The following is a 23593-nucleotide window of genomic DNA, read 5'->3' as shown; positions in this document are numbered from 1 at the left end:
GCGTCGCAGCGGGAGGGGCCTCGCTGGCGATTGGGTCAGGTTCCAATCTACGATACTGGAGCCGCTCCATATCCAGGTCAGAACTCCAGCCTGTCGCGGATGGCGTCGATGCCGTCCCTCGCGCACGCTTCGTCAGCGTCGCCCCCGGAGCTCCGGAGACACCTACCGCTGCGACCAGCGAGCCGGTGGCTTCGACCACCAGTCCCCCTCCTATGATGACTACTCCGGGAAGATGGCGAATGCCCGCCTGCATCATGCCGGGTTGACTGATCGCATTGAGCTCAGTCGTACTGGTCCTGAACGACGCGGCCGTCCAAGCCTTGCCTGCCGCCGTTGGTGGCATGTGAGGACCTGCAAAGCGATCACGCAGCATCACTTGCGTCACGTCGAAACGATTTGACCACGGCGACTGCGACTTGGAATCCCCGGGAGCGGCAGCTATTCAACGCGGCGCGTGCAAGATCGAATGCCAACTCTGGAGCGAGTGATTTGTAGGCGACCAAGTTTTCTTCTGCCCGCAGCGGGCAGACGGAAGCGATCACCAAGGCAGTCGCGACCATCAGGGGTCGAGTGTTCATGGTTATCTCCGGCAACGGGACAGGGACCTATTTGACCTCACCATACGTCAGATCATCAAACAGGGTCACGCTATCCGCCTTGGTCCACAGGCCGATCATGCCCGATTGGGAGATCGTGGCGTCCTCCACATCGAACAACTGCCGTCCGTCGTACGTCACCCTGAACCGCGTTCCTGTGAAATCGCAGCGCAACACGTGCCACTGGCCGGAGGCCACGGGCGCTTTCATGCCATATCCGCCCTTGCGACCTGCGATATCCAGAGACGTTCGAACGCCGTTGAGCGTCTTGTAGAGCACGACATTGTTCTCCAAAGCGTTTGCCCGGACGACGTAGTAGTTGTCGGCATCCTTCGCGCGCCAGATCAGTCCCGCAGCGCGATCCTCGGAGCCGGCGACCGCCTTGAATTTCACCTCGACGAAGCCGTCGCGGATGTCGGTACCCATTTTGAGAGCCACTGGGAAAGTCGCCCTGCCGGATTGCTTGAGGACGTTCGGCTTGCTCGGCGCCGTGTGGTCTGGCTCAACGGTCCAGTTCGCCTCTCCTCGGCCAGTCATCGTAAGGATCCAACCTTCAGGCGACGTTCCCGCGGGAGCGTCATCGAAATTCACGGTCTGAGCCATGGCGGACGCTCCCATCAACGAGATCGACATGAACGCTAGGGCGAGCAGCGGCTTGGCCCGGTAGGACATCGGATCGCCTCCTTTGCGATCTTCGCCTCAGTTCTTCGTGCTCGCCGTCTTGTCCAGGGCAGCGCGCAAGCCTTCGGCAAGCCGGATCGCGTCGTCATTCGCCCAAAAGTGCATGAAGAACAGCCTCGGCTGCTCATCGAGCATGTGACTGTGTAGCGCCGTCACCTCGATGCTGTGTGTCCGCAGCGCCACGATGACGGGGTTGACCTCGTCGGCCGTCAGCACGAAGTCGCCCGTGATGGCGGCCTTCCCGCCGCCGGTCGGCTGGAAATTGATGCCAATCGCCACGCCCATCGGACCGACGGGCGTCAGCGGCATGCCGTCTTGCGTGATCGGGTCGCGTCGCTTCACGTTGAACTGGTAGACCCCGCCGTTTGCTTGGCCTTTAACGCCGATGATCTGGTCGAGCTTCGCCGTATCGAGGTCCACGGCAGGCGGCGGGCTCGCGGGGGCCGCGATAGTCAGCGGCGTCGTGCTCTCAGCCAGCGCATCATGGATCGCCGAGGCCAGCTTGAGGGGGGCGCCGTGGCCGGCCAGGTGCATGTAGAACGTCGCCGGGCTCGCGCGCAGCAGATGATTGTGCACGGCTGTGATTTCGAGACCGCTGGCGATCATCTTCGCCATCACGGGATTGATTTCGGTCTCGAGCAGCACAAGGTCACCCATGACCATGGCGCCACCGTGCCCAGGTTTGAAGGCGACCCATCCGCCAAGCGCCAGCGAAGGCTTGATCGTCACGCCGTCGAGGGTCACCGAAAGGTCGCTGCGTGGAAAGCCGTAGCGGTGGACGTCATCGGAGACCGCGGCCTTCCGGCCGAGGGTCTCGTCGACCTTTTGCCAATCGATCGCTTGCGCGCGTGCCACGTAGACGAAGGGCAAGTAGGCGAGAGCGAGGCCGCTCGCGGCCAGGGACCAGATTTTGCGTTTCATCGTGCGCGTCCTCCATCTCAGTTCCGCTCTTTGATCTGGCCGCTGCTATCGACGACGAGAGTCACCGGCTTGCCGTCCTTCACAGCCTTGGCGGTGATGCCCTCGGCGGTTGATTTGACGTCGGTCACCTGCGAGTAGCCGGCCGCCTGGATCTTGGCGACAAACTCGTCTTGGGTCAGGGCGCGGGCAGGCGAGAGTCCCGCTGCAAGCGCCACGAATATCGCTACCTGATAGATCGTAGATGTTCGCATGTCTGATCTCCTGGTTGTCCCAGCCCCAGAAGTAGTCCTGCTTCCGGCCTCACCTGACCTTTCTGGCCGGCCCGTCGTGCGTCTCTTGATCGCGTCGCGGCAACGTCGGTCGTGTAGGAGAAGACCTGGGTTCACCCGCTCGATGCGCGAACGCCGCGCGAAGCCGCGAGCCGGCCCAGCGCGACCGCCGAGCCTACCGATCGAGAAAGTTTGTCGGGTGAAAGGTAGGTGTACAATGCTGACATGCTGCGCCCTTGGTGATCAGGACGCGATTCTTGAGCATGACGCCTCGCGGGGAGATCGCATATCCCCGTCACGCGACTAAAAACTCACTCGGCGAGGCTGTCAACCCGCGATCGCTCGGGCGCGTGAAACCGACCGTCACGAAAATTTCACCGCCGTCCGGAACGGAAAAGACCTCACCGCCGGGTCAACGCGCCCGCCACGGAAAACCGCCGCTTGAAGGATCCACGCGATCTCACGTAGAGTGCCGGGGCGGGATCAAGCAGACTCCCGGCGAGACTTCGGTCCAAGCTCTGCGCAGCACGCAACACGTGGAGCTCGCGCATGGACACCGAAGAACACTCCTCCGCCCGACGCACGGTAGCCATCCTCTCGCGAGGAGACGCCGCCGCGCGTCGAGATGCCACCCCGAAAAGCGGCCGCTTCGTCGACGTATTCGATGCGCTTGCCGCCGTCGGCATCGAGGGGCGCCCCGTGATTTACGACGAGGGTTTTGCGGAGGCCGCCCGCGAAGAACTGCTCGCGGTTGACGGCGTACTCGTCTGGGTCAACCCCATCCAAGACGGCCGCAACCGCGCCGGTCTCGACGCCCTGCTGCGCGACGTCGCCGCGCAAGGAGTTTGGGTGAGCGCCCACCCGGACGTCATCCTCAAGATGGGCACCAAGGAGGTCCTCTATCGCACCCGCTCCATGGGCTGGGGAGGCGACATGGCGCTGTACCAAACCGCCGCTGCGATGCGTGCCGAGTTGCCGTCGCGGCTCGCCTCCGGCCCACGCGTGATCAAGCGCAACCGAGGCAACGGTGGCCAGGGCGTCTGGAAGGTCGAGAAGCTGGCGACCTCATCCATGATCAGGGCGCTGGAAGCGACCAAAGACACGCCGGAGGAACTGACGCTGGACGATTTTCTCCGCCGCTGTGCGGAGTATTTCGAGAACGGCAGCGTGGTCGACCAGGCGTTCCAGCCCCGGTTAGATGAGGGCGTCGTGCGTTGCTACATGGCCGGCGACCGCTGCGCCGGCTTCGGTCACCACAAGGTCAAAGCTTTGGTGGAGTCGCCGGCCGCGCGCGCCGCGGCCGGGCCGCGGCTCTACACGTCCAACGCCGACCCGCGCTTCCAGCGGCTGCGTCGGCTGATGGAAGACGAGTGGACGCTGCAGCTAACCTCGCTGCTCGATATCGCGCCAAGCGACCTGCCGGCGATCTGGGACGCCGACTTCATGCTCGGCCCCGTCCAGCCTGATGGGAGCGACAGCTACGTGCTCGGCGAGATCAATGTCAGCTCGGTGCATCCGTACCCGGCAGAGGCGCCGTCGGAGATCGCCCGACGGGTCGCCGACCGGCTAAAGCTCAAGCTTTGACGCATGCTGACGGTCAGCGGGCTCAAGCGCCTGCACATCTCCGTGTCATTCGATCTGCAGGACGGCGAATGCGTCGCCCTGCAGGGACCATCCGGCGTCGGGAAGACCTTGCTGCTTCGCTCGATCGCGGACCTCGACCCCAACGAAGGGGCGGTCAAGCTTGACGGAACGCCGCGGGAGGCGGTGTTCGCGCCCGCCTGGCGAAAGCAAGTGACTTATCTCGCCGCCGAGCCCGGCTGGTGGTCCGACATCGTGCAGGAGCACTTCACGGCCTGGGATGATGCACTACCGCTGGTCATGCGTCTTGGCCTTCCGGGCGACTGCGGACCTTGGCCGGTTCAGAGACTTTCCACGGGCGAGAGACAGCGATTGGGGCTTGTGCGGGGGCTGATGCTGCGGTCGCGCGTCCTGCTGCTGGATGAGCCGACTTCGGCGCTCGACTCTGCATCCGCCGCCACCGTCGAGGCATTGATTGCCGAACGTGTCGCGGATGGAACGAGCGTCATCTGGAGCACCCACGATGACGCTCAAGCGCGACGTGTCGGATCAAGGATTTTCGCGATGGGCCCTGACGGCGGCATCAAGGAAAGCCGGCCGTGACGTACATTCAGCTTTCGTACGGCGATCTGGTCCTACCCGCGGTCCTTGTTGTCATGGATGGCGTCCTCTCTCTTGTTCTCCGCCTCAAGCTCGAGAAGCAACTGGCCATCGCGACCGTCCGAATGGTGGTTCAGCTCGTCCTCGTCGGATACGTGCTGACGTTCCTGTTTGCCGCGGTCTCGCCGCTCTGGACCGCACTCGCCGCCTTCGTCATGGTTCTCTTCGCCTCGCGGGAGATCGTCGCGCGGCAGAAGCGACGCCTGAGGGGGGTCTGGAAGTACGGTCTGCGAGCGACATGCACGCTAGTCGCCGCCGGCACCGTCACGATATTCGCGCTCCTCACGGAGCTACGCCCCGATCCTTGGTATCACCCGCGCTATGCGCTGCCTCTGCTGGGCATGATGCTGGGCAACACCATGACCGGAATAAGCCTTGGCCTGGACGTGCTGACGAACAGCTTGGTGCGCGAACGGGCCGCCGTAGAAGCTTGTCTGGCGCTAGGCGGCGGCCGACACCAAGCAATGCTGCCGATCATACGGGACGCCTTGAGAAGTGGGTTCATGCCGATCGTGAACAGCATGGCGGCGATCGGCCTCGTTTCTTTGCCCGGGATGATGACCGGCCAGATCCTTGCCGGCGTCGAGCCGGTCGATGCGGTCAAATATCAATTGCTGATCATGTTCCTGATCGCCGGCGGCACCGGCCTGGGAACGCTGGCGGCCGTCCTTGGAGGCGCTCGCCTGCTTACCGACCATAGACACCGGCTACGTCTCGATCGCATAGAGGCCGGGAAGTCCGGATAGAGCAACGGTCAGGCCGTCCGGCGACCTCAAGCGTCTCGAAATCGTCCGAGATTGACGGCCGAAATGGCCGTCGCGGTGGTACACAGCGGTGGTCACAAAATTCGGCCGGGCTTTTCGGGAATCCTTCTTTTTCGGCTGTTTTTGCGCAATCGCGGCATGGGGGATGGGAGTCCCACTCTCTCCGCCACAGTGCGCAAAGAAGGATGCGCCCAGAGAATGGCCGAACCTTCGACGGCGTGGCCAACCGTTCGGCCGGCTCCAACGCGAATGGCGAAGGGCGGCCCAATCGACGACAAGTGATCTCGATTTAGCTCGCCGCGCTGTCAGAGTCCGCCGCTGGTCGATAGGATCGCCATACCCTCTTGAGGTCTTCCATCACGGCAAACGCCGCGAGGATCTTGAGGACTGTCACCAGAAGTTCACGCCTCCCACCTCGACCAGCGCCCGACTCGGCTTCAATTTCGCGACCGAGGCCTTCCGAGCTACGTTTGTGAGAGAAGAGGCCGCCTTCTTAGGATTCACGGCGCCGAGCAATCGTGCCGTGAGTCCTTGATGGCTTCCTGTCATACAGATCGACAGTTGCACGCTTCAAACCGCGTCCGTCGGAGCGGACTCGCGGGACCACTACAGCAACCAGAAGAACGCTTTGGCGCCTGCTGCGTAGGCCGCCTCCATGTTGGCGACGCCGGACTTGGTCATGCTGTAACCCTTCTCCTCGTCGACATAACGGCCCCCGAAGTGCTCGCACAGCCGGTCAACGCGGGTCTTGATCCCATAGCCATCCTCCGTCGTGCGAACGATGACACGACGAGAACTCGTCTTGATGATCTCGAAGGGGTGAAACATATCGAGCTGGACGCCGTCAGACCGCGATTCAGACATTACTGATACTCCTGTGCTCGCTTCGACCATCGAAGCCATGTCTTCATGCAGCGACTTGAGCGGGCCCGTCGAGAGCCTTCGCAGAGTCGATCAAGGCCATCATGATCGCGGGGCTTTAAAGAGTTCGGGACGGGCCTTCTCGTCGGCGTAAAGCACGATCCTAAACGCAAGGAAGAACCGACTCGAGGGAGACGTCGGCAGCATGGTTAAATTCGTCTCTGAGGAGCCAAAGCGCGGACCTGGCAGGCATCGCCAATTGTTGTGGAAAACCTTGGAGGGTTTGGCGCTTCATTGCGTAGCCCCCGGCCGAAGGAAGTTTCGGCGAATGGGAGGTCGTGAGAGATCTCGAGAAGAACGCCCCGATGATCGGCACCAGCCTGGAGCATGGTGTGGCGCTGCGTCAAGCGGCCGTTAGATGCAGGCCAACTCAAGCATCTGCTTTTGGACTCGACTGCACGCACACTCGGCTCGACCTCGAGAACATGATCCACATCCAGCGATGACGTAGGCGCGGACGAACATGACCAACGGCATCGGGACTATCCCAGCTCGTCATGCAACAGGTGGCTGGTCGGCCTGTCGCCGGAACAGATAGCTTCGGGCTTGATCTCGCGGCCCTCGCCCCGGATCTGCCTGCGAACTTGTGAGCCAGCAAGTGACATGTGCCGGCGCACTCGCCGTCGGTAAGGTCGGCGACCACGACGTTGCGGGCCTTGAGGTCGCTGCGGAAGCGCTTGTCGGCGCTCGCCTCGACATCGAGACGGCGCCGAGCCGCCCGTATACGTGGGCGCCGAGCGCGGTCATCGGCGTGCGGGGCTTCGGCGCCGTCATGCCAGCCTCCAGCGCTGGTTGCCCGGCTGCGTCAGTCGCGCCAGCACGTTGTCGAAGCCTTCCTGGCTGAACTTGCCGTCGGCGATGACGGTCTCCGCAGCGCGCTCGATGAACAGCGCCGGGTCGAGACCGGTCTCGACGTTCATCCCGGCTTCGATGACGGCGGATAGGCATGCGTTGGCGACGACGTAGGCCGGGGGCTCTCGCGACTCCGCGAGGCGTGCCCAGTAAGCCGCTGTCCTGTCCTTGCCTGTGCGCTTGCGCGTGCTGACCATGCGCATTTGTCACCGGTGACAGCGTCAGCAAACGATCCGGTCGACATGCCAGATTGCGAGAAGCCCCGCAGGGGGTCTCACCGGGGGTGAGTGCTGCGGGGCTTCGGGTGCGGTCAGAGTGGATAGCTCGCGACCGGCAAAGCGTACGATCGCTCCCGTTCCGACAAGGGTCGACACCGCAAGCGACGCGTCGTCGAAAAAAAGAAGCCCCGGAGGCTCATCGCCGGCGGGGCTTCAAGGTTGTCAACCCAAACAGCGGGGGGTTGACCTCGCTGCCTGAAAACTTCGCGAGCTGACGATCGCCCGCGGATCTACTCCGGTCAATCCTATGAAATGTTGACGGGTCTGCGGCGCTTAGAACGGCAGCTTGCTCGCGTCGTCCTGCCAGATCGGCGGACCGCAGCCTTCGGACTCCTCGCCGGCACGGTCGGCGGGGTCGACGAGCTTGATGCGCAGACGACGCAGCGTCTTCCGGGTTTCCGTGATGCTGAACCCCCTCGCCTGCAGGTCGTCAAGCGCCCTGCTGAGCAGGTCGTAGTCGAGCTGCGTCAGCCGGTCGCTCCACGACGTGGTCGCCAGCGCCGTCGCGAGCGCCATGCCCACCTGCTCGACTGTCGGAGCCTTGCGCCGGTCCATCTCGCTACGCCATCTTGCTGTTCGCAGACGCGCCTTGGCTCTGCTTACCTCGACCGGCTGCCGTCGACGCGGCTTCACGAAACGGCTGTCTGCTCGATCCGGGTCTCTCTGAAAGTAGCTGCCCTTGGCTGCGTCGAGCTCCGCGATCGTGTCGACGTCCTCCGGGGTCAGTCTGCGTCTCATCGTTGCCATCGTTGCCTCCTGGTCCCGACCGGCTGACCGATCGGCTTCGCCCATGGTTATCCGGGGCTACGCGGCAAGGGTCAACATCAGGAGAGAGCATGGGGCCGGAGGCTTCGCATCATGCGCGCCGCAGGCTCTGCAGCATTGCCCGACGGGGTCTTCGACGATCAGATGGAAGGTTGAAGGCGTTGCGCCGGAGGCCCGGAGGCTATGCCACGGCTGACCGGAGCACGGGATTCTTGATCGACCGATGGAAGTGCTTGACCCCGGAGGCCATGAAGGCTGCGAGGAGCGAGCCCGGCTGACGGGACTGCGTCGCGGCGCGGACTTCGGAGGGCCGCAGGCGCCGACGCTTGGCGTGCTCGATGCGACGGAGCGCGTCGACGATGAAGTCGAACTCGTCAGCACCGGTCGTTCCGACGAGGTCGGCAGGGTCAGGATCGATGGTTTTGTCCCGGATTGCCGGTGCTGAGGCCTCCGGCGGGTTGGACCTCACGGCGAAGACCGGCGCCGCGGCTTGGCCGGGGGCCAGGATATCAGCAGGAAAGCCAGGGTTACTCCGAAACAGCGCCCTTAATTCCACGGGCATGCCCGCATTCGTCCTCGGTGCGGGAATCCTCGATTTCGCGAGAGAATAGGCGGCATCGAAATGGCGGTCGACCGTCTTGCCGCAGCGGATTCCCTTGGCCTTGATGTCGGCGGCGGTCGGATCCCGGCCGCAGAGCATATCGAGGCGGATGGCCTCGGCGAGGGCCTCGACCGTCTTCTCGATGCGCACCGGTCCGGAGAACTCGCCGCCGACGGCGTAGCGCTCCTTGAGCGTCATGACCGACTCGATCAGATGTGCCGCTGCTCCCCGGCGCCGGCCCTTCTTGTCCATCTTGCTCGGATCGAAGGTCTCGGCCGTGTGCTTGGTGACGCGCACGATCAGGGCGGCCAGCTTCGCGGCCTGGTCGGCGTTCGGGCGCAGCGCCGCGGTCAGCGGATCCGTGATCGCCGTGGCGATCTGGCCGGCGAAGCCCTTGCGGTCGGCGAGCTTGGCCCTGCCGGAGTTGTGGATCTCCTTCGCCATGGCGAAAGCGGCTTCGCGGACGCACGGAAACCATCCGCCGCTCTCTTCGCCCAGGGCCGCAGCCTCCATGGCGGCGGCGGCGAGGCCCGGGAGCGTCTTGTTCGGAACGAACGCTCCGCCGACGGCCTCGAACCATTCCTGGAGGTCCGGCATCCGCTCGGGCTCGACGATGCGGCTCTCGACGAGCCAGCTCAGCGGATTCTTGCCCGAGTATGGGTGAGAGTTGCCGCCGCGGTCGCCGCCGAACGCTTCCTGCGTCTTGACGATGACGGACTTCAGCTTGTCGTGCTGGCTCTGTTCGGAGTGCGGCCAGACCGCCGCCCCTTCCGGCAGGATGAAATACAAGTGGGGGTGCAGCACCTGGCCGGGGCGGCGGTCGTCCGGAATCCAGCAGGCGATATGCGGAGCGCATGGCAGATTGTGCTCGCGGACGATATGGTCGATCCAGGACCTAAACTCGTCGTAGGAAGCGAAATCGCGGTCGATGTCGATGCGCCACATGTCGAAGCAGACCGCGCAGAAGAACGCGTAGATCCTGTCGAGCGCGAACACCTTTTTCGAGTGCCGCCAGCATCCGTCCTTGCGGTCGCCGGCGAGCAGGTTGCGGCGATAGGGGCGGCCGCAGGACGCGGCAAAGCGCTTGTAGTGGTGGTGCAGGCTCGATTTGAAGCCCTTCTTCTGGAAGGGCGCGCGGTAGCATCCCGAAGTGCCGACCACGCCACCGGGCCAGACGAACGCGCCGGCGGCGTTGCGGGTGCATTCCTCGGCGCGTCGCTTGGCGAAGAACTGCGCCTGCTCAACGTCGTAGACCAGCTTGACCTGTTCCGGCGTGGCATAGCCCTGGCGGATGGCCGTGTCGGCGGCTTCGTACTCGCGCTGCGCCTGTTCCGCCTTCTCCGCCGCCAGCTCTTTCGGCGTGATGCCACGGGCCTTCGCCTCGTCGAGCTCGCGCTGGGCCTCCCTCTTGGCGCGGGCCTCTCTCGCCAGCTTGCGGTCCTCGGCGACCTCGTCACTGCGCGCCTCGAAGCCGGCCGCGCTGCGCTTCTTCGGGTCGCGCTTCTCGGTGCCAGGGCCACTCTTGCGAGGACCCGGGACGCGCTTCGGCTTTTTAAGAGCCTTCACCGCATCGACGATGCCGGAGACCACCTCGGCCGGCGTCGGGCCGGCTTCCGAGCGATCCGGAAACTCGAAGCTGGCGAATCCTGCGACATGTCGAACGAAATCTACGCCCGCCGAGGCGTGCGTCAAGGATTCGGAACTGGTGTTGGCGGTGTCCATGCGAGCTATCCAGGGAACAGCATAGACCGGACGCGCGCAAGTCTCAAGGAACATCGTCGGACTAGCGCCGACCGGCGCGAATCCTTGAGGACGGCCGGCCGCCGGCGGCATCCGAGGCCTCGGAGCCACGGTTGGAACGCGCAGATGAGTCCGTGGTCGGACTCATCTCGGCCAACGACGTTTCGAGACTCGAATTGTATGGAGCGATGTCAGAGCAGCCGACAATTCGAGTCTTGAACGTCGATATGATGGCGTCAGACGAGATGCAGCGGAAAATCAAGCCGCTGTAAACGCGGCGATTTCTCGAAAAACGACATTACGACTCTTGTAACGTCAAAGAGTCGAATTGTCAGAAGCTTCACTTCCGCTTCAGGCGGTGCTGGTTGTCGATGGGACGGTCCGCCGGATCGGTAGCCTCTCCTTCCGGCTCCGTGTGCCCGCCGACCGGCGCGGGCCAGTAGGAATCGGCATCTTCGAACCAGTCCTTCGGCGGATGCATCCCGAACAGCAATTCGTGAGCTGTGGAAAACTGCTGCCAACGTGATGCCGTCTTCAGAGGATCGCGGGTCCGTAGGTCGTACGGCGTCGTGCCAGGCTTGACCCGGCCCATGGCGTCGAGCTGCGGATTGCGAGGGTCGGCGGTCAGCCATCTGATCAGCAGCCGCTCGATGTAGTGGGACCGGGAGACGCCGGACTCGTCGGCGCGCAGGCTCAGAAGCTTGAGCAGGTCGTCGTGGGCCCGGAGCGTGATGCGCTCCGAGCGGTTCTCGCCGTCGTCGCGGGCGGACGGGCCCGGCTTGCGGCGGAGCTTCCTGTTCTTTGGCAATCCAGTAACCATGATGTAGCCGAACCTTTGCTTTTAGTGCATCTTTGTGCGCACAAGGATGCCCAATGGTGGCAACTCGGCACAGGTGATATATGGCTTCCAAGGATTCGTCGAGAGGCAAGAAGACCGCAGAGCTGCTGCGCCTTATCGCCGAGGACCGAGCAGAGTCCGGCGCCCGCCGAGCGCCGCCGCCCTCGGGGCATCCTGCGCTGTCTTTGTTGCTACAGAGACGCTGGGACGATGCGTTCGGGATCCTGCACTCGCTCTCCGAGGAAACCCTCGGCGCCGAGCGCGCGCAGCGCCTGCTCGATGTCTGTGGCAACCGCCAGGCCGTGCAGGACGAGATCATCGAGACCGTCGACGAGCTCTATAGGCTAGGCACCCGCCAGTCGGGCGAGCTGGCGCTGGCCTGGTCCATGCTGAACTGCCGGCCAAGCTACCCCGCCTCATTCCGCGCCGTGCTGCCGCAGCTCCAGCATGTGCTCGACGCCGCCGATCTAAGCGCCAACGACGACGGCGACGTCCGCGACAGGCTTCGCGTCTGGTGGGCCGCCGGCCGCGGCGACTACGTCAAAGAGAAGCGCTCTCCGTTCGCGCTGGCGGCGGCCGTGCTCGCGGGCGAGATCATGCAGGAGAGTGCACTGGCGCCGGTGCCAGCGTTCGAGCCGGTCGACGTGTCGAAGTTTTTCAGGACGCCGTACGACGGCCCGACGATGACGGTGATGCCGGCTGCACGCGCTACGCGGCTGAACAACCACAACAAGCCGTTCCAGGAAATCCTCGACAAGCCGCTGCCGCTGGTCTGCGCTCGCAACCTTGCCGAGGCGCGGAAGCGCCTGTCGTATGAGTTTCCGCACGCCTCGGCGGCAATCAGCGTGCTGTTCAAGGATCTGCGCGAAGGCGAGCCGATCAAATTCAAGAATACCATCCTGCTATCGCAGCCAGGCACCGGGAAGAGCCGTTTCGTGCGCCGCCTCGCCAGCGCGATCGGTCTGCAGCACGTGACCAGATACGATGGCGCCGGTGCCGCCGATGGACATTTCTCGGGTACGTCCAAGGCTTGGAGCAACACCGAGGCATCCGTGCCGGCTCGCGCCGTGTTGGCGAGCAGGACAGCCAACCCGCTGATTTTCATCGACGAGGTCGACAAATGCACCAGGGTCGGCTCGCAGAACGGCAGCCTCATGACGTCGCTTGCCCCCTTCCTTGAATCCGAAACGGCTGCGCGCTACCGCGATCAGAGCCTTGACTGCGAGCTTCGGCTCGACGCCTGCAGCTACCTCTGCACGGCGAACGACGTCACCGTGCTGCCTGACTTCCTGCGCGATCGCTTCCGCATCGTTAAGGTGCCGGCGCCGCGCCTGGTCGACTTGCCGCTGCTCGCGGCGAGCATCGTCGACGCCATGCTGCTCGAAGAGGGAGACGAGTGGGCCGGCACCGTGGCGCCGTTCGCGCCTGACGAGCTGATGGTCATGGCGAAGGCCTGGGAGCCCCGCGGCTTCTCGATGCGCGCTCTGCAGAAGATCGTGGCGGCGACCCTTGAGGCGCGTGAACAATGCCAGATGAGGCACTGATGTCGAATACAGGATGGAAGGAAGACCTGGCCCGCGACCTCGAGGCCTACACGCTCGGCGAGGTGCCGTCGGCGTTCGAGATGCTCCGCGCGCCGACGATCGAGCACTGGTCGACCGAGGTCCGGCCGCTGGGCAAAGAATATAAGCTGGTCGTCCACGGCGAGGCGCGGAAGCACCCTGACTACCAGGACGGCGAGACGATCACGACCGCCGCCGTGCACTGGTTCGACCGCAAGGGCCTCTTCGTCCGGACGGCGCATAGGCTCTACGTGCTGGGCGAGCAGCGCGGCGATGAGATCGGCGTAGACGGGATCGACAGCGAATGAACGCGCCGGTGAAAGTTGTGCATTCTGAGGTAGTTAACGGTCGCCTGATCATCGTTGTGGAGCGGCGCGGCATGATGCGGAACACGCTGGCGCAGATCGAGCGCGCGGTCTCGGAAGCGCTCGGCGGAGCCCGCGTCGCGGTGCTCACAGAGGCCCAGTGGCAGGCCCCGTAGGATACCGAAGACGAGTTAGCTTCCCATCATGTGCGAAGTTTTCGAAGAACGATTTGGGACTTAGCGGCCCCCAAAAGAAGGATTTGGGACCGGAAAGAAGGATTTGGGACGCCGGCGCAAGATTTCGCTTCGTCCTTGTCGGGGCGCGCGCGATGATTCCCGACATGATCGAGCTTGGTGCGGTTCAATTCCGCCTCGCTGGCCGAGATCTGGTGAGAAGCGTTCGGTTCGATCCCGACGCCTGCGCAAGCGGGCAATGCCGCCACGGAGGCGGGGCCACTCGGGCGTCATGCTTCGGCGTGACGCCCGTTTCAAACGGAGGCTGACATGGACCACCTGTCTGACGCAGAACTCGAGATCATGGCGCGCGCAGCGCACCCTGACTCCGACATCGCCAAGCTGCATGCCTACCGCAACAGGAAGCTCGCGAGCGGATCCACCCAAGGTGAGGTCGATGATCTCTCCGACATGTTGAAGCGAATGGACGCTGCAAAGCGCCAGAGGCGCACCTGATGCACGCCGACCGCCGCCTGTTCGACAGCAGCTCCATGACGCCGCCGCCGGCGCCGGAGATCGACGCCTGGACGTGCACGGTCGACGACGTGATCGAGCGCCGGAAGGCGATCATCAAGCAGGCGCAGATGTCCAGGCTCGACACTATGTTGGACATCGACGTGCCGACGCCGACGATGGGCGATGCCTTAGCCTACACGCTGCTGACCGAACACAGATACAGGGTGTGGTGATGCCAGCTCGCAGCGCCTTCAGAGCGTGGTGCTTTCTCCTCGACGCGGCGACCGCCTGCGATGGTGTTGTGTCGTCAGGAGGAGGCGAGCTCGTTGACGCGTACGTAGCGGGACAAATCACGCTTGACGAATTGCGCGATCAGGCGCCCGCATGCATTCAGCGTAAATCCGGCCAGCACCCGTCCTCTTCGTGACGCCCGGTGCGATGCGCGCAGCCGTCGGCGAGCAGGCGCATCGCGACTTCCTTCCATAAGCTGCCGCCGTCGTAGCGCCGCAGCGCCTCCTCGCGCGCGAGCTGGACGACGCGGAAACACTTCAGGCATTCGACCTTGAGCACCGCGGCCCTGATCTCGGCGAGCGAGCGCTGGCCGATCGGCTTCCGGGTTTCGGCGCGCGGATCCGACAGTACCGACGCCCACCAGGCCTCCTCGTCGTCGGCGGAAACGTGCCGCCGCTGCGCCTCGGCCAAGCGGCGCGCCGTCTCCTCCGCGCGCTGCTGCTTCGGCGTCGGGAAACGCCACTCCGCACACCTTCTTCCGGCCATACGCGAGACTCCAATTGACCGGAGAACGTATAGAGAACAAGATGGTTTCTCCGTCAATCAGGAATCCTTCGCCATGGCCGACCCCGTCGAGCAGCAACCCGTCGTCGACCAGGCCGCCGAGCTGGAGGCCGCCGTCGCCCTGGCGATCGAAGCCTGCGGCGGCGATCCGGTCGATGCGGTGCGCGCGCTGATCGTCATGAACTCGGCGCTCGAGCAGGAGCTGTCGGACGTCTACGCGAAGGCATCGCGCGGCTACTTGCGCGGCCGGCGCGTGCCGAAGCGCAAGGACTCGCCGCCTGCAGAAAAAGCCGAACCTGCGCAGAAAAAACCGAACTCCGGATAGCGTCGGCAGAAAAAGCTGAACTCGGCGCCGAGGTGTAAAAATCCGCATCGTGGTGGAGAAATCCGCATCCGCGGCACCGCGGGTGTAAGAAGTCGCATCGGCCGCGCCGGCGAATCCTTGGGTACAGAAGTGGGTACAGGAGCGATTTGGTGCCGCCGCAGGCAAGAAAAAGGCCCTTGGCGATTACGCCCAAGAGCTTGATTTCATTCATTGAAAGGTTGGTAGCGGGAGAGGGACTCGAACCCCCGACCCCAGGATTATGATTCCCGTGCTCTAACCAGCTGAGCTACCCCGCCACAGGGTCGCGAACGGCTGTTACGGCCGATCTCGCGAACGCGCGGCATATAAGGAAGGGGGCGGCGGGCTGTCAAGCAATGTGGTCCGCCTTCCGCCTATGCAAGGCTTCGGCGGGACACGTCGCCGGGCGGGTGGAAAAGCGGCCGCTTTCAGCGCCGGATTCGCTCATTTCCCAAATCAGACTCGCGGAGAGTCCCCCGCTTGGCGCGGTTTCCGGCCTCTCCCCGGCGGGGAGAGGCGAAGCAACGCGGAGCGGCGAAAAATCCCTATTTCGGCCGGACCGTCGGGTCGCCGCCGGGGCTGCCGGGGGGCGGGATGACGGGGGTGTTGCCGCCGGTCTCGGGGGTCGGGGCGTGCATCTCGGGGTCGACGCCGGAGGGCGGGCAGAGCACGCCGTCGGTCTTGGCGAGCTTGTCGCCGAGCGGTTCCCGGGACTGGCCGGTTGTGGTGGTGCCGTCGGGAGCGGTGGTCATCCGGTCCGAGGGCGCGCAGCCGGGGCTGCGTTGCGGGGATGGCGGCGCGGTCGCTTGCGGCGGCGTCGCCGGGGCGGGCGGAGCCTGCGCGATCGCGCTGCCTGAGGCGGCGATCAGGAGGCTGGCCAGGATGATGTTCGATGGGTTGCGCATGGAAGGGAAATGCGCGGGTCGGGGTCGATGTTCCCCGCCGAAATGCGATGTGATCGGGGACGACCGGGCAAGCGCCTCGTCCTTCGAGACGACCGCTTCGCGGTCTCCTCGGGATGAGGCTCAGCTGCGCAGTCGGCGTTGAAGGCGGTGCCGAGTCCTCCACCCTCATCCTGAGGGCCCGCCAAAGGCGGGCGTCTCGAAGGATGTGCCGCGGGGAAGCCACTCTCGAATGCGGCCGCCCTGAGAAGCGCACGGCCGGTGCCGTTTGCAGTCACGATTTGTGGTAGCGGATCAGCGAAAAGTGCCCCATCGGCGGCATCGGGCGGCGCTCGGCAAGCGTGATGCCACCATGTTTCGACGCCCAGTCGACCAGGCGGGCCCACGGGAATTCCGGGCGCCAGCCGAGACGGCGGGCGATGGGGGCGAAGGCGAGCTCGAACAGCTTTCGCGGGCCGCTCTCGGCGCCGATGTGGTTGACGAGGATCAGCTCGCCGCCGGGCTTGAGCACGCGCACGAACTCGTCGAGCGTGCCTTCGGGATCGGGCACGGCGGTGATGACGTATTGCGCGACCACGGCGTCGAAGAAGTTTTCGGGGAAGGCGAGGTTTTTCGCGTCCATCACCGAGAGCACCTCGACATTGCTGAGGCGCATCGCGCGCACGCGCGCCTGCGCCTTGCGCAGCATCGGCTCGGAGATGTCGACGCCGCAGATCTTCGTGGTGCGCGAATAATCGGACAGCGAGAGCCCGGTGCCGACGCCGACGTCGAGGATGCGGCCGCCGATGCGGTCGGCCTCCGCGATGGTCGACTGCCTTCCGGCGTCGAACACCTTGCCGAACACGAGATCGTAGACCGGCGCCCAGCGGCCATAGGCCTTCTCGACCCCGGCCCGCGAGATGTCTGCTGCCATGTCCCCCTGCCCCGCCCCGGAATTTCTTAGAGTGTCGTGATTGTTGGTGGAATGAGGTCTTGCCCCGAACTCGCTGCACCTCTCCCGCCTGCGGGAGAGGTCGGCGCGTCGCGCCGGGTGAGGGTTTTTTCCTCTCGCGAGATATCGCGAGCGGAGAGACCCCTCTCCCCTACCCTCTCCCGCAGGCGGGAGAGGGGGCGCAACTCCGGTGTCGCAAGAGTGCGGTCCGATCTCATGGATTAGCCGCGCACGGCTTCGGCGAGCGGACGTGCGGCATTGCTCGCGATCTTCGCCGCGGCACTCTGGATGAAGCCGCCGCCGAGCACGCGGGCCTGGCCGCTGGCTGCGTCGTAGAACACGCAGGCCTGTCCGGGCGAGACGCCCTCCTCGCCGGCGACGAGCTCGACCTCGTAATGGCCGTTGCCGCCGCGCAGCCACGCGGGCTGCGGAGCGCGGGTCGAGCGCACGCGCACGAACATTTCGAGGCCATCGCCGATGGCGCGGTCGATGTCGCCGCCGCCGATCCAGTTGACGTCGCGCAGCACGATGCGGTGCATCTTCAGGGCCTCGCGCGGGCCGACGACGACGCGGCGGTTCGCAGCATCCAGCCGCACCACGAACAGCGGCGCGGCTGCCGCGATGCCGAGGCCGCGGCGCTGGCCGATGGTGAAATTGGCGATGCCGTTGTGGCGGCCTAGCACGCGGCCGCCGAGATCGACGATGTCGCCGGGATCCATCGCGTTCGGACGCAGGCGGGTGATGATGTCGGTGTAGCGGCCCGTCGGCACGAAGCAGATGTCCTGGCTGTCGTGCTTGTCGGCGACGGCGAGGCCGAAGCGGCGGGCAAGCTCGCGCGTCTCGGGCTTGGTCATGTCGCCGAGCGGGAAGCGCAGATAGTCGAGCTGCTCCTGCGTGGTCGCGAACAGGAAGTAGCTCTGGTCGCGATCGGCATCGGCCGCACACACCAGGGCGCGCGAGCCGTCGTCGCGGCGGCGCGAGGCGACATAATGGCCGGTGGCGAGCGCCTGCGCGCCGAGCTCGCGCGCGGTCTTCAGCAGGTCGCGGAATTTGACGCTGCGATTGCACTCGATGCACGGCACCGGGGTCTCGCCGAGCGCGTAAGAATCGGCGAAATTGTCGATGACGGATTCGCGAAAACGGTCCTCGTAGTCGAGCACGTAATGGGGAATGCCGAGCTTGGCGGCAACGTCGCGGGCGTCGTGGATGTCCTGGCCGGCGCAGCAGGCGCCCTTGCGATGGGTCGCCGCGCCATGGTCGTAGAGCTGCAGCGTGATGCCGACGACGTCGTAGCCCTCGGCCTTGAGCAGCGCAGCCGTCGTCGAGGAATCGACGCCGCCCGACATGGCAACGACGACCCTGGTGTCCTCAGGACGGCCTTCGAGATCCAGACTGTTGAGCATGGGCCTGCAAGCGTTGTGACGGCGGTGTTGGCGATCCGCTGGTTCGGGACGGGACACCCGGCGATCCCCGGGAACCAAGAGTTCCCGAAGGCCACGGCTTGCCCGGTCGAAAGCAGCTGAGAGCTGTCTCTTTAATATAGGCGGCATTCCGGTGAAGCAATCACGCACGCCGCCGCCTTAGGGCAATTCTTGCCGGGGAGGCAGAAATGGCGGGGTTGCGAAGGGCTGCGCGGCGGCCGCTCCATTTCCTCAAGTAATTGATTTTACGAGATAAAATACATCAAAGAGGGGCTGGCCCGCTCCTTGCTACCCCTTATGCCGAAGATGTTTCCGAGGGGTCGCCTGTGGTCGGTCGTACGTCAGATGTCGCCGCAAGCGTGCAGGTTTCGAGCGCGCAGCAAAAGCCTGCCCGCTCGCAAGCACCGAAAGACAATTCCGCGAGCGACTCCTTCGGCTCGCTGGTCGACAGCAACACCCAGGCAGTCACCGAGAACGCGGCGTCCTCCAACCCGGACACCGCGCCGCGCCGGACCGATTCGTCCTCGTCCGCCTCGGACAGGAGCCCGCGCGATACTTCCTCGACCGATGCCTCCCCGCCGCGCAAGGCCAGCGACGACACCGAGAATTCCGCGCCCGCCAAGGACGATGCCACGCGCGATGCGACGGGCAAGACCAAGGACAAGGCCGAGACCTCCGACGCCAAGGCGTCGGACAAGGCGTCGGACAAGTCTCCAGGGAAGGCTTCGGAGAAGTCCGACGAGACCAAGGCCGACAAGACCGAAGGCACGGACGGGCTCGCCGTCGCCGTCGATGCCGCGGCAGCCGCGCAATCCGGTGCGGCGCAGGCCGCCGTGCCGGATCCGAACGCGATCGTGGTCGCCGTGCCGGTCGTGCCGGTCGATCCCAGCGCGGCCGCGACCCAGGCCGCCACCGACTCTTCGCCGCTGACGATCGCCGCCGCCGGCATCGCCGCCAGCGCGTCCATCGCGGCGCAGATTGCCGGCCCCAAGACCGATACCGCTACGCCGGGCGACAAGAGCGCCAAGACTGCAGGCGCCAAGGTCGATGCCGAGACGTCGGCGACACTGGCCGATGCCGCCACCGGCGCGACCGATGCGTCCGCGACCGACGCCAAGACCAAGGGCGGCCTGATCGCCGCCGTCGACCAGGGCACGCCGAAGACCTCGTTCAAGGCCGTCGCCACCGCGCCAGGCGCCGGCGACGTCTCCAATATCGGCCAGGATGCGGGCAAGGCGAACGCCACGCAAACGCCGACGACGGCCGCAACCGCCGACGCCGCGCATCCGCAGGCCGCCAAGCCGCAGGCCGACATTGGAGCGGCTGACGCGAAGGCCGGTGCCGCCGACCGCGGCGCCGATGCGGCACAAGGCACGCCGGCCACGCACGCGCATGCGGCAACGCAGGCCGCCGCGACGCAGGCCGATACCAGCGCGCAGGCGGCCTCCGCCGTGCAGGCGCCGCTGACCAATACGACCTCGACGGCGACCGCATCGACCGCAACGCTCACCGCGACCGCGGCCACCAACACGGCGGTGCCGATCAGCGGCGTCCCGATCGAGATCGCGGCGGCCGCGCGTGCCGGCAAGACCCGGTTCGACATCAGCCTCGATCCGATCGATCTTGGCCGTATCGACGTCCGCATCAATGTCGACCGCAACGGCCAGGTCACCTCGCATCTCACCGTCGAGAAGCCGGAGACGTTGCAGATGCTGCGCCAGGACGCGCCGCAACTGCAGCGCGCGCTCGACGACGCCGGTCTCAAGACCGGCAGCAACGGGCTGTCCTTCAGCCTGCGCGACCAGAATTCGTCGGGCCAGAACTCAGGCCAGAACAACGACAATGGCGGCAACGCCCGCCGCCTGATCATCAGCGACGAGGAAGCCGGTCCCGCGGCACCGGTCGGGCGCAGCTACGGCCGCATGCTCGGTTCGAGCAGCGGCGTCGACATCAGAGTGTGAGGAGTATTCGACCATGACCACCACGAATGCCGCCACCGCGCCTTCCGTCGTCTCGGGAACGACGCAGACATCATCGTCGTCATCCTCGTCGAATTCCCTGGGCTCGACCACGGGCGCGACGCTCGCCGGCAACTTCCAGACCTTCCTGACGCTGCTGACGACGCAGCTCCAGAACCAGAACCCGCTCGATCCGCTCGACACTAACCAGTTCACCCAGCAGCTGGTGCAGTTCGCAGGCGTCGAGCAGCAGCTCAAGACCAACGATTCGCTGTCCCAGCTCGTCACCCTGCAGCAGACCACGCAGGCGACCCAGGCGCTTGGCTTCGTCGGCAAGACCGCCCTGGTCGACGGCACCACCGCGACCATGACGAACTCGTCGGTGACCTGGCATCTCAACGTCCCCAGCGACTCGACCGTCGACATCACCGTCGCCAATGCCAGCGGCCAGACCGTGTTCACCGGCAAGTACACCGCCGGTGCCGGCACCGACGTTCCGTTCACCTGGAACGGCCAAGGCAATGACGGCACGCAATGGCCCGACGGCAAGTACACGATCTCGGCCACGGGCAAGGACGTGGCGAACAACAATGTCGGCATCGCCGCGCAAGTGCAGGGCACGGTGTCGTCCGTCGACCTGACCCAGTCGCCGCCGCTGCTCACCATCGACGGCGCCAGCTACACCCTGAGTCAGGTCAAGAGTATCATCGCCACGGCCAGCAATTAAAGACGCGCGCCCACGCCACACACGCGGTGTCATCCCGGCGAAAGCCGGGTCCATAACCACAGGAAGAAGTTTGGCGAAGACGCGTGATTAGGAATTCATTCTAAGTACTGCTACCTGCGTCCAATCGATAGATCACGCGGTATGGGTCCAGGCCCCCCCGAGCGCAATTGCGCACCAGGCCGGGACGACCTTGAGAGGCCTTGCAGCGTCGCGCGAGGCCTCGTTCGTTAGTAAAGTCTTAACGAAGAGCCCGCTTGGCCGGCCGAGATCATGTCTCCAGCCCGCCAAGCCGGTCGTGTTCCCGCAAGTTTCAACGAGAATTGTATTGATGCCTTAGGCTTAGCGGATTTTTAAGCCGGCACGCGTAGGGTTCCTGAGTGAGTTCAGTGGTTGAGAGTTTGTGAGTACGCCATGACAGAACCCCATCGCCCGAGGGTAAAATACGTCATCGGGCCGGACGGCAGTCCGTTAACGATCGCGGACCTGCCTGCACCCGGCACCAAACGCTGGGTCATCCGCCGCAAGGCCGAAGTCGTCGCCGCCGTCCGTGGCGGGCTTCTGTCCCTCGAGGAGGCCTGTAGCCGTTATACCCTGACGGTCGACGAATTCCTCTCCTGGCAGTTTTCCATCGACCAGCACGGTCTGGCGGGTCTTCGCACCACGCGCATCCAGCAATATCGCCAGTAGGCAATCCGGAAATCTGCGGCTTTTGACGAAAATCGGTCTCGCCCCGCGAGGCCGATTTTTTTTATGACGCCACTTTTGTCCGACCTCTTAACCTTCGTTAACCATATCGAAACCATCACCTAGGCAATAATTGCCCAGTCGGCCTTTCCAGTGAAAGCAGCCGAATCTGTCGGGGCGGTTGCTTGCAAGGTCTTGCGGACTTCTTAAAGGGTATCGGAGCCGCCCGGTTCGGGGCGATGATCGCGGTGACCGCCGCGCTCATCGGCTTCTTCGCGTTCGTCATCATGCGTGTCACCACGCCGCAGATGACGACGCTGTTCACCGACCTCAGCGTCGAGGATTCCTCGGGCATCATCAAGGACCTGGAGCGCCAGGGCATCCAGTACGAGCTGCGCAATGAGGGCAGCATCATCATGGTGCCCAAGGACAAAGTCACCCGGCTGCGGATGAAGCTCGCCGAGGGCGGCCTGCCCAAGGGCGGCGGCGTCGGCTACGAGGTGTTCGACAAGTCGGACGCGCTGGGCACCACCTCTTTCGTCCAGAACATCAACCATCTGCGCGCGCTGGAAGGCGAGCTCGCCCGCACCATCCGCGCCATCGACCGCATCCAGGCCGCCCGCGTCCATCTGGTGCTGCCCGAGCGCCCGCTGTTCTCGCGCGAGGCGCCGGAGCCGTCGGCCTCGATCGTGGTACGGGTCCGCGGCGCGCTCGAAGCCCAGCAGATCCGCGCCATCCGCCACCTCGTCGCCTCGGCCGTCAACGGGCTGAAGCCGCAGCGGGTCTCGATCGTCGACGAGGCCGGCCAGTTGCTCGCCGACGGCGCCCAGACCGATCCCGACCAGCAGATCGGCGACGAGCGCCGCACCGCCTTCGAGAAGCGGATGCGCAAGCAGGTCGAGGACATCGTCTCCTCCGTGGTGGGGACGGGGCGCGCCCGGGTCCAGCTCTCCGCCGATTTCGACTTCAACAAGATCACCCAGACCTCGGACAAGTTCGACCCCGAAGGCCGCGTGCTGCGCTCGAGCCAGACTCGCGAAGAGCAGAGCATGACCGCCGACAACAACGGCCAGGTCACCGTCAACAACGAATTGCCGGGCAACCAGCAGAACGGCGGCGTCGCGGCCAAGGACCAGAGCAAGAAGAGCGAGGAGACCAACAATTACGAGATCTCCCGCACCACCAAGACCGAGGTGACCGAGGCCGGCCGGGTCAACCGCATCTCGGTCGCGGTGCTGGTCGACGGCATCTACTCCAAGAACGACAAGGGCGATCTGACCTACCAGGACCGCACCAAGGAGCAGCTCGACCGCATCGCCACGCTGGTGCGTTCGGCCATCGGCTTCGACCAGAAGCGCGGCGACCAGGTCGAGGTCGTCAATCTGCGCTTTGCCGATGCCCCCTCCAGCACCCCGATCGCGGAGCCCTCGGGCTTCCTCGGCATGCTCCAGTTCACCAAGGACGACGTCATGTACTTCGTCGAGCTTGGCGTGATGATGCTGCTCGGCCTGGTCGTGCTGTTCCTGGTGATCCGCCCGCTGGTCAAGCGCATCCTGGCGTCCGACGAGGTCGCCGCCGCCATCTCTGGCGTCCTCACCGGCCCGGCCTCGAGCGACGAGGCCGCGCCGGCCGGCCAGCCGCTGCTTCCGAGCGCCGCCGCCAGCGCGATCGACGTCGCCACCATCCAGGGCCAGGTCCACGCCCAGTCCGTTCATCGCGTCGGCGAGCTTGCCGAGCGCAACCCCAACGAGACCGTCGCCATCATCCGCCAGTGGCTGAGCGAACCCGCGAAATGATTCGAGAAGTGAT

The 23593-nt window shown here is 65.0% G+C and carries 25 protein-coding genes, 1 tRNA gene and 1 pseudogene; 13 read left to right on the top strand and 14 right to left on the bottom strand.

Annotated elements, in window-relative coordinates; all coding sequences use genetic code 11:
* Nucleotides 1-77: 77 nt before the first annotated feature.
* The 4 genes and pseudogenes from NR187_RS03940 to NR187_RS03925 all read right to left on the bottom strand — a co-directional run bounded on the left by NR187_RS03940 (nt 78) and on the right by NR187_RS03925 (nt 2449).
* A pseudogene (locus NR187_RS03940) lies at nt 78-578 on the bottom strand (heme-binding protein).
* A 27-nt stretch (nt 579-605) separates the two neighbouring features.
* The gene (locus NR187_RS03935; RefSeq protein WP_256805757.1) at nt 606-1268 is read right to left on the bottom strand and encodes a hypothetical protein; all 663 of its coding nucleotides are present in this window, start codon (nt 1266-1268) and stop codon (nt 606-608) included.
* 27 nt (nt 1269-1295) lie between these two features.
* On the bottom strand, nt 1296-2198 hold the full coding sequence (locus NR187_RS03930; protein WP_256805756.1) for a DUF1259 domain-containing protein: 903 nt from the start codon (nt 2196-2198) through the stop codon (nt 1296-1298).
* A 17-nt stretch (nt 2199-2215) separates the two neighbouring features.
* Nucleotides 2216-2449: a PepSY domain-containing protein gene (locus NR187_RS03925; RefSeq protein WP_038949341.1), complete on the bottom strand. Its 234-nt coding sequence runs from the start codon at nt 2447-2449 to the stop codon at nt 2216-2218.
* 567 nt (nt 2450-3016) lie between these two features.
* Here NR187_RS03925 and NR187_RS03920 point away from each other — a divergent pair.
* Genes NR187_RS03920 through fetB form a run of 3 tightly spaced genes read left to right on the top strand, consistent with a single transcriptional unit; the run spans nt 3017 to nt 5454 of the window.
* A complete protein-coding gene (locus NR187_RS03920; protein ID WP_256805755.1) occupies nt 3017-4051 on the top strand; it encodes a Cj0069 family protein in 1035 nt (344 codons plus the stop codon).
* 3 nt (nt 4052-4054) lie between these two features.
* Nucleotides 4055-4651 (top strand): ATP-binding cassette domain-containing protein, encoded by a 597-nt coding sequence (locus NR187_RS03915; RefSeq protein WP_256805754.1) that lies wholly within the window; start codon nt 4055-4057, stop codon nt 4649-4651.
* On the top strand, nt 4648-5454 hold the full coding sequence (gene fetB / locus NR187_RS03910; RefSeq protein ID WP_256805753.1) for an iron export ABC transporter permease subunit FetB: 807 nt from the start codon (nt 4648-4650) through the stop codon (nt 5452-5454). Before NR187_RS03915 ends, fetB begins: the two co-directional genes overlap by 4 nt.
* Before the next feature lie 624 nt (nt 5455-6078).
* Here the strand turns inward: fetB and NR187_RS03905 are convergent.
* The 5 genes from NR187_RS03905 to NR187_RS03885 form a co-directional block, all read right to left on the bottom strand.
* Nucleotides 6079-6336, bottom strand: a complete 258-nt coding sequence (locus NR187_RS03905; RefSeq protein ID WP_256805752.1) for a hypothetical protein — start codon at nt 6334-6336, stop codon at nt 6079-6081.
* 827 nt (nt 6337-7163) lie between these two features.
* Nucleotides 7164-7442, bottom strand: a complete 279-nt coding sequence (locus tag NR187_RS03900) for a hypothetical protein (protein ID WP_256805751.1) — start codon at nt 7440-7442, stop codon at nt 7164-7166.
* Between the two features lie 354 nt (nt 7443-7796).
* Nucleotides 7797-8270 (bottom strand): hypothetical protein, encoded by a 474-nt coding sequence (locus tag NR187_RS03895; protein ID WP_256805750.1) that lies wholly within the window; start codon nt 8268-8270, stop codon nt 7797-7799.
* 199 nt (nt 8271-8469) lie between these two features.
* Nucleotides 8470-10611, bottom strand: coding sequence for a hypothetical protein (locus tag NR187_RS03890; protein ID WP_256805749.1), 2142 nt, complete (start codon nt 10609-10611; stop codon nt 8470-8472).
* A gap of 358 nt (nt 10612-10969) precedes the next feature.
* Nucleotides 10970-11437, bottom strand: a complete 468-nt coding sequence (locus NR187_RS03885; protein WP_256805748.1) for a ribbon-helix-helix domain-containing protein — start codon at nt 11435-11437, stop codon at nt 10970-10972.
* Nucleotides 11438-11655: 218 nt separating this feature from the next.
* Here NR187_RS03885 and NR187_RS03880 point away from each other — a divergent pair, with 218 nt between their 5' ends.
* The 5 genes from NR187_RS03880 to NR187_RS03860 all read left to right on the top strand — a co-directional run bounded on the left by NR187_RS03880 (nt 11656) and on the right by NR187_RS03860 (nt 14256).
* A complete protein-coding gene (locus NR187_RS03880) occupies nt 11656-13011 on the top strand; it encodes an AAA family ATPase (RefSeq protein ID WP_256805746.1) in 1356 nt (451 codons plus the stop codon).
* On the top strand, nt 13011-13337 hold the full coding sequence (locus NR187_RS03875; protein ID WP_256805745.1) for a hypothetical protein: 327 nt from the start codon (nt 13011-13013) through the stop codon (nt 13335-13337). The genes NR187_RS03880 and NR187_RS03875 overlap by 1 nt, the downstream gene beginning before the upstream one ends.
* Nucleotides 13334-13510 (top strand): hypothetical protein, encoded by a 177-nt coding sequence (locus NR187_RS03870; RefSeq protein ID WP_256805744.1) that lies wholly within the window; start codon nt 13334-13336, stop codon nt 13508-13510. Before NR187_RS03875 ends, NR187_RS03870 begins: the two co-directional genes overlap by 4 nt.
* Before the next feature lie 327 nt (nt 13511-13837).
* Entirely contained in the window at nt 13838-14023 is a 186-nt protein-coding gene (locus NR187_RS03865; RefSeq protein ID WP_256805743.1) for a hypothetical protein, read from the top strand.
* The gene (locus NR187_RS03860; protein ID WP_256805742.1) at nt 14023-14256 is read left to right on the top strand and encodes a hypothetical protein; all 234 of its coding nucleotides are present in this window, start codon (nt 14023-14025) and stop codon (nt 14254-14256) included. Before NR187_RS03865 ends, NR187_RS03860 begins: the two co-directional genes overlap by 1 nt.
* A gap of 157 nt (nt 14257-14413) precedes the next feature.
* Here NR187_RS03860 and NR187_RS03855 read toward each other — a convergent pair whose 3' ends face one another.
* A complete protein-coding gene (locus NR187_RS03855; RefSeq protein ID WP_256805741.1) occupies nt 14414-14725 on the bottom strand; it encodes a hypothetical protein in 312 nt (103 codons plus the stop codon).
* A gap of 148 nt (nt 14726-14873) precedes the next feature.
* Between NR187_RS03855 and NR187_RS03850 the strand changes: the two genes are divergently transcribed.
* Nucleotides 14874-15143, top strand: a complete 270-nt coding sequence (locus NR187_RS03850; RefSeq protein WP_256805740.1) for a hypothetical protein — start codon at nt 14874-14876, stop codon at nt 15141-15143.
* Nucleotides 15144-15362: 219 nt separating this feature from the next.
* Here NR187_RS03850 and NR187_RS03845 read toward each other — a convergent pair.
* From NR187_RS03845 to mnmA, 4 genes are all read right to left on the bottom strand, one after another.
* Nucleotides 15363-15439 (bottom strand) — tRNA-Met (locus tag NR187_RS03845).
* A gap of 267 nt (nt 15440-15706) precedes the next feature.
* Nucleotides 15707-16066: a hypothetical protein gene (locus NR187_RS03840; protein WP_211382331.1), complete on the bottom strand. Its 360-nt coding sequence runs from the start codon at nt 16064-16066 to the stop codon at nt 15707-15709.
* 271 nt (nt 16067-16337) lie between these two features.
* Entirely contained in the window at nt 16338-16976 is a 639-nt protein-coding gene (locus NR187_RS03835) for a class I SAM-dependent methyltransferase (RefSeq protein ID WP_211382330.1), read from the bottom strand.
* A 239-nt stretch (nt 16977-17215) separates the two neighbouring features.
* Nucleotides 17216-18397, bottom strand: a complete 1182-nt coding sequence (gene mnmA / locus NR187_RS03830) for a tRNA 2-thiouridine(34) synthase MnmA (RefSeq protein ID WP_211382329.1) — start codon at nt 18395-18397, stop codon at nt 17216-17218.
* 344 nt (nt 18398-18741) lie between these two features.
* On the opposite strand from mnmA, the gene NR187_RS03825 reads away from it, so the two are divergent.
* The 4 genes from NR187_RS03825 to fliF all read left to right on the top strand — a co-directional run bounded on the left by NR187_RS03825 (nt 18742) and on the right by fliF (nt 23580).
* Entirely contained in the window at nt 18742-20376 is a 1635-nt protein-coding gene (locus NR187_RS03825) for a flagellar hook-length control protein FliK (RefSeq protein WP_256805739.1), read from the top strand.
* A 13-nt stretch (nt 20377-20389) separates the two neighbouring features.
* A complete protein-coding gene (locus NR187_RS03820; protein ID WP_211382327.1) occupies nt 20390-21100 on the top strand; it encodes a flagellar hook assembly protein FlgD in 711 nt (236 codons plus the stop codon).
* A 411-nt stretch (nt 21101-21511) separates the two neighbouring features.
* A complete protein-coding gene (locus NR187_RS03815; RefSeq protein WP_002714638.1) occupies nt 21512-21787 on the top strand; it encodes a DUF1153 domain-containing protein in 276 nt (91 codons plus the stop codon).
* Nucleotides 21788-21969: 182 nt separating this feature from the next.
* Nucleotides 21970-23580, top strand: a complete 1611-nt coding sequence (fliF, locus tag NR187_RS03810; RefSeq protein ID WP_211382326.1) for a flagellar basal-body MS-ring/collar protein FliF — start codon at nt 21970-21972, stop codon at nt 23578-23580.
* Nucleotides 23581-23593: the final 13 nt, after the last annotated feature.

The organism is Bradyrhizobium sp. Bra64 (assembly GCF_024519875.1).
GTDB lineage: Bacteria > Pseudomonadota > Alphaproteobacteria > Rhizobiales > Xanthobacteraceae > Bradyrhizobium > Bradyrhizobium japonicum_G.
Note: the sequence above shows the minus strand (reverse complement) of the source record. Positions and strands in the feature narration are given on the sequence as shown.

Coding starts and splice junctions, on each gene's coding strand:
- NR187_RS03835 (WP_211382330.1), bottom strand. CDS start 16,976: ATGGCAGCAGACATCTCGCGGGCCGGGGTCGAGAAGGCCTATGGCCGC.
- NR187_RS03815 (WP_002714638.1), top strand. CDS start 21,512: ATGACAGAACCCCATCGCCCGAGGGTAAAATACGTCATCGGGCCGGAC.
- NR187_RS03930 (WP_256805756.1), bottom strand. CDS start 2,198: ATGAAACGCAAAATCTGGTCCCTGGCCGCGAGCGGCCTCGCTCTCGCC.
- NR187_RS03875 (WP_256805745.1), top strand. CDS start 13,011: ATGTCGAATACAGGATGGAAGGAAGACCTGGCCCGCGACCTCGAGGCC.
- NR187_RS03840 (WP_211382331.1), bottom strand. CDS start 16,066: ATGCGCAACCCATCGAACATCATCCTGGCCAGCCTCCTGATCGCCGCC.
- NR187_RS03820 (WP_211382327.1), top strand. CDS start 20,390: ATGACCACCACGAATGCCGCCACCGCGCCTTCCGTCGTCTCGGGAACG.
- NR187_RS03915 (WP_256805754.1), top strand. CDS start 4,055: ATGCTGACGGTCAGCGGGCTCAAGCGCCTGCACATCTCCGTGTCATTC.
- NR187_RS03860 (WP_256805742.1), top strand. CDS start 14,023: ATGCACGCCGACCGCCGCCTGTTCGACAGCAGCTCCATGACGCCGCCG.
- NR187_RS03900 (WP_256805751.1), bottom strand. CDS start 7,442: ATGGTCAGCACGCGCAAGCGCACAGGCAAGGACAGGACAGCGGCTTAC.
- NR187_RS03935 (WP_256805757.1), bottom strand. CDS start 1,268: ATGTCCTACCGGGCCAAGCCGCTGCTCGCCCTAGCGTTCATGTCGATC.
- NR187_RS03920 (WP_256805755.1), top strand. CDS start 3,017: ATGGACACCGAAGAACACTCCTCCGCCCGACGCACGGTAGCCATCCTC.
- NR187_RS03895 (WP_256805750.1), bottom strand. CDS start 8,270: ATGGCAACGATGAGACGCAGACTGACCCCGGAGGACGTCGACACGATC.
- mnmA (WP_211382329.1), bottom strand. CDS start 18,397: ATGCTCAACAGTCTGGATCTCGAAGGCCGTCCTGAGGACACCAGGGTC.
- NR187_RS03850 (WP_256805740.1), top strand. CDS start 14,874: ATGGCCGACCCCGTCGAGCAGCAACCCGTCGTCGACCAGGCCGCCGAG.
- NR187_RS03890 (WP_256805749.1), bottom strand. CDS start 10,611: ATGGACACCGCCAACACCAGTTCCGAATCCTTGACGCACGCCTCGGCG.
- NR187_RS03870 (WP_256805744.1), top strand. CDS start 13,334: ATGAACGCGCCGGTGAAAGTTGTGCATTCTGAGGTAGTTAACGGTCGC.
- NR187_RS03905 (WP_256805752.1), bottom strand. CDS start 6,336: ATGTCTGAATCGCGGTCTGACGGCGTCCAGCTCGATATGTTTCACCCC.
- NR187_RS03865 (WP_256805743.1), top strand. CDS start 13,838: ATGGACCACCTGTCTGACGCAGAACTCGAGATCATGGCGCGCGCAGCG.
- NR187_RS03925 (WP_038949341.1), bottom strand. CDS start 2,449: ATGCGAACATCTACGATCTATCAGGTAGCGATATTCGTGGCGCTTGCA.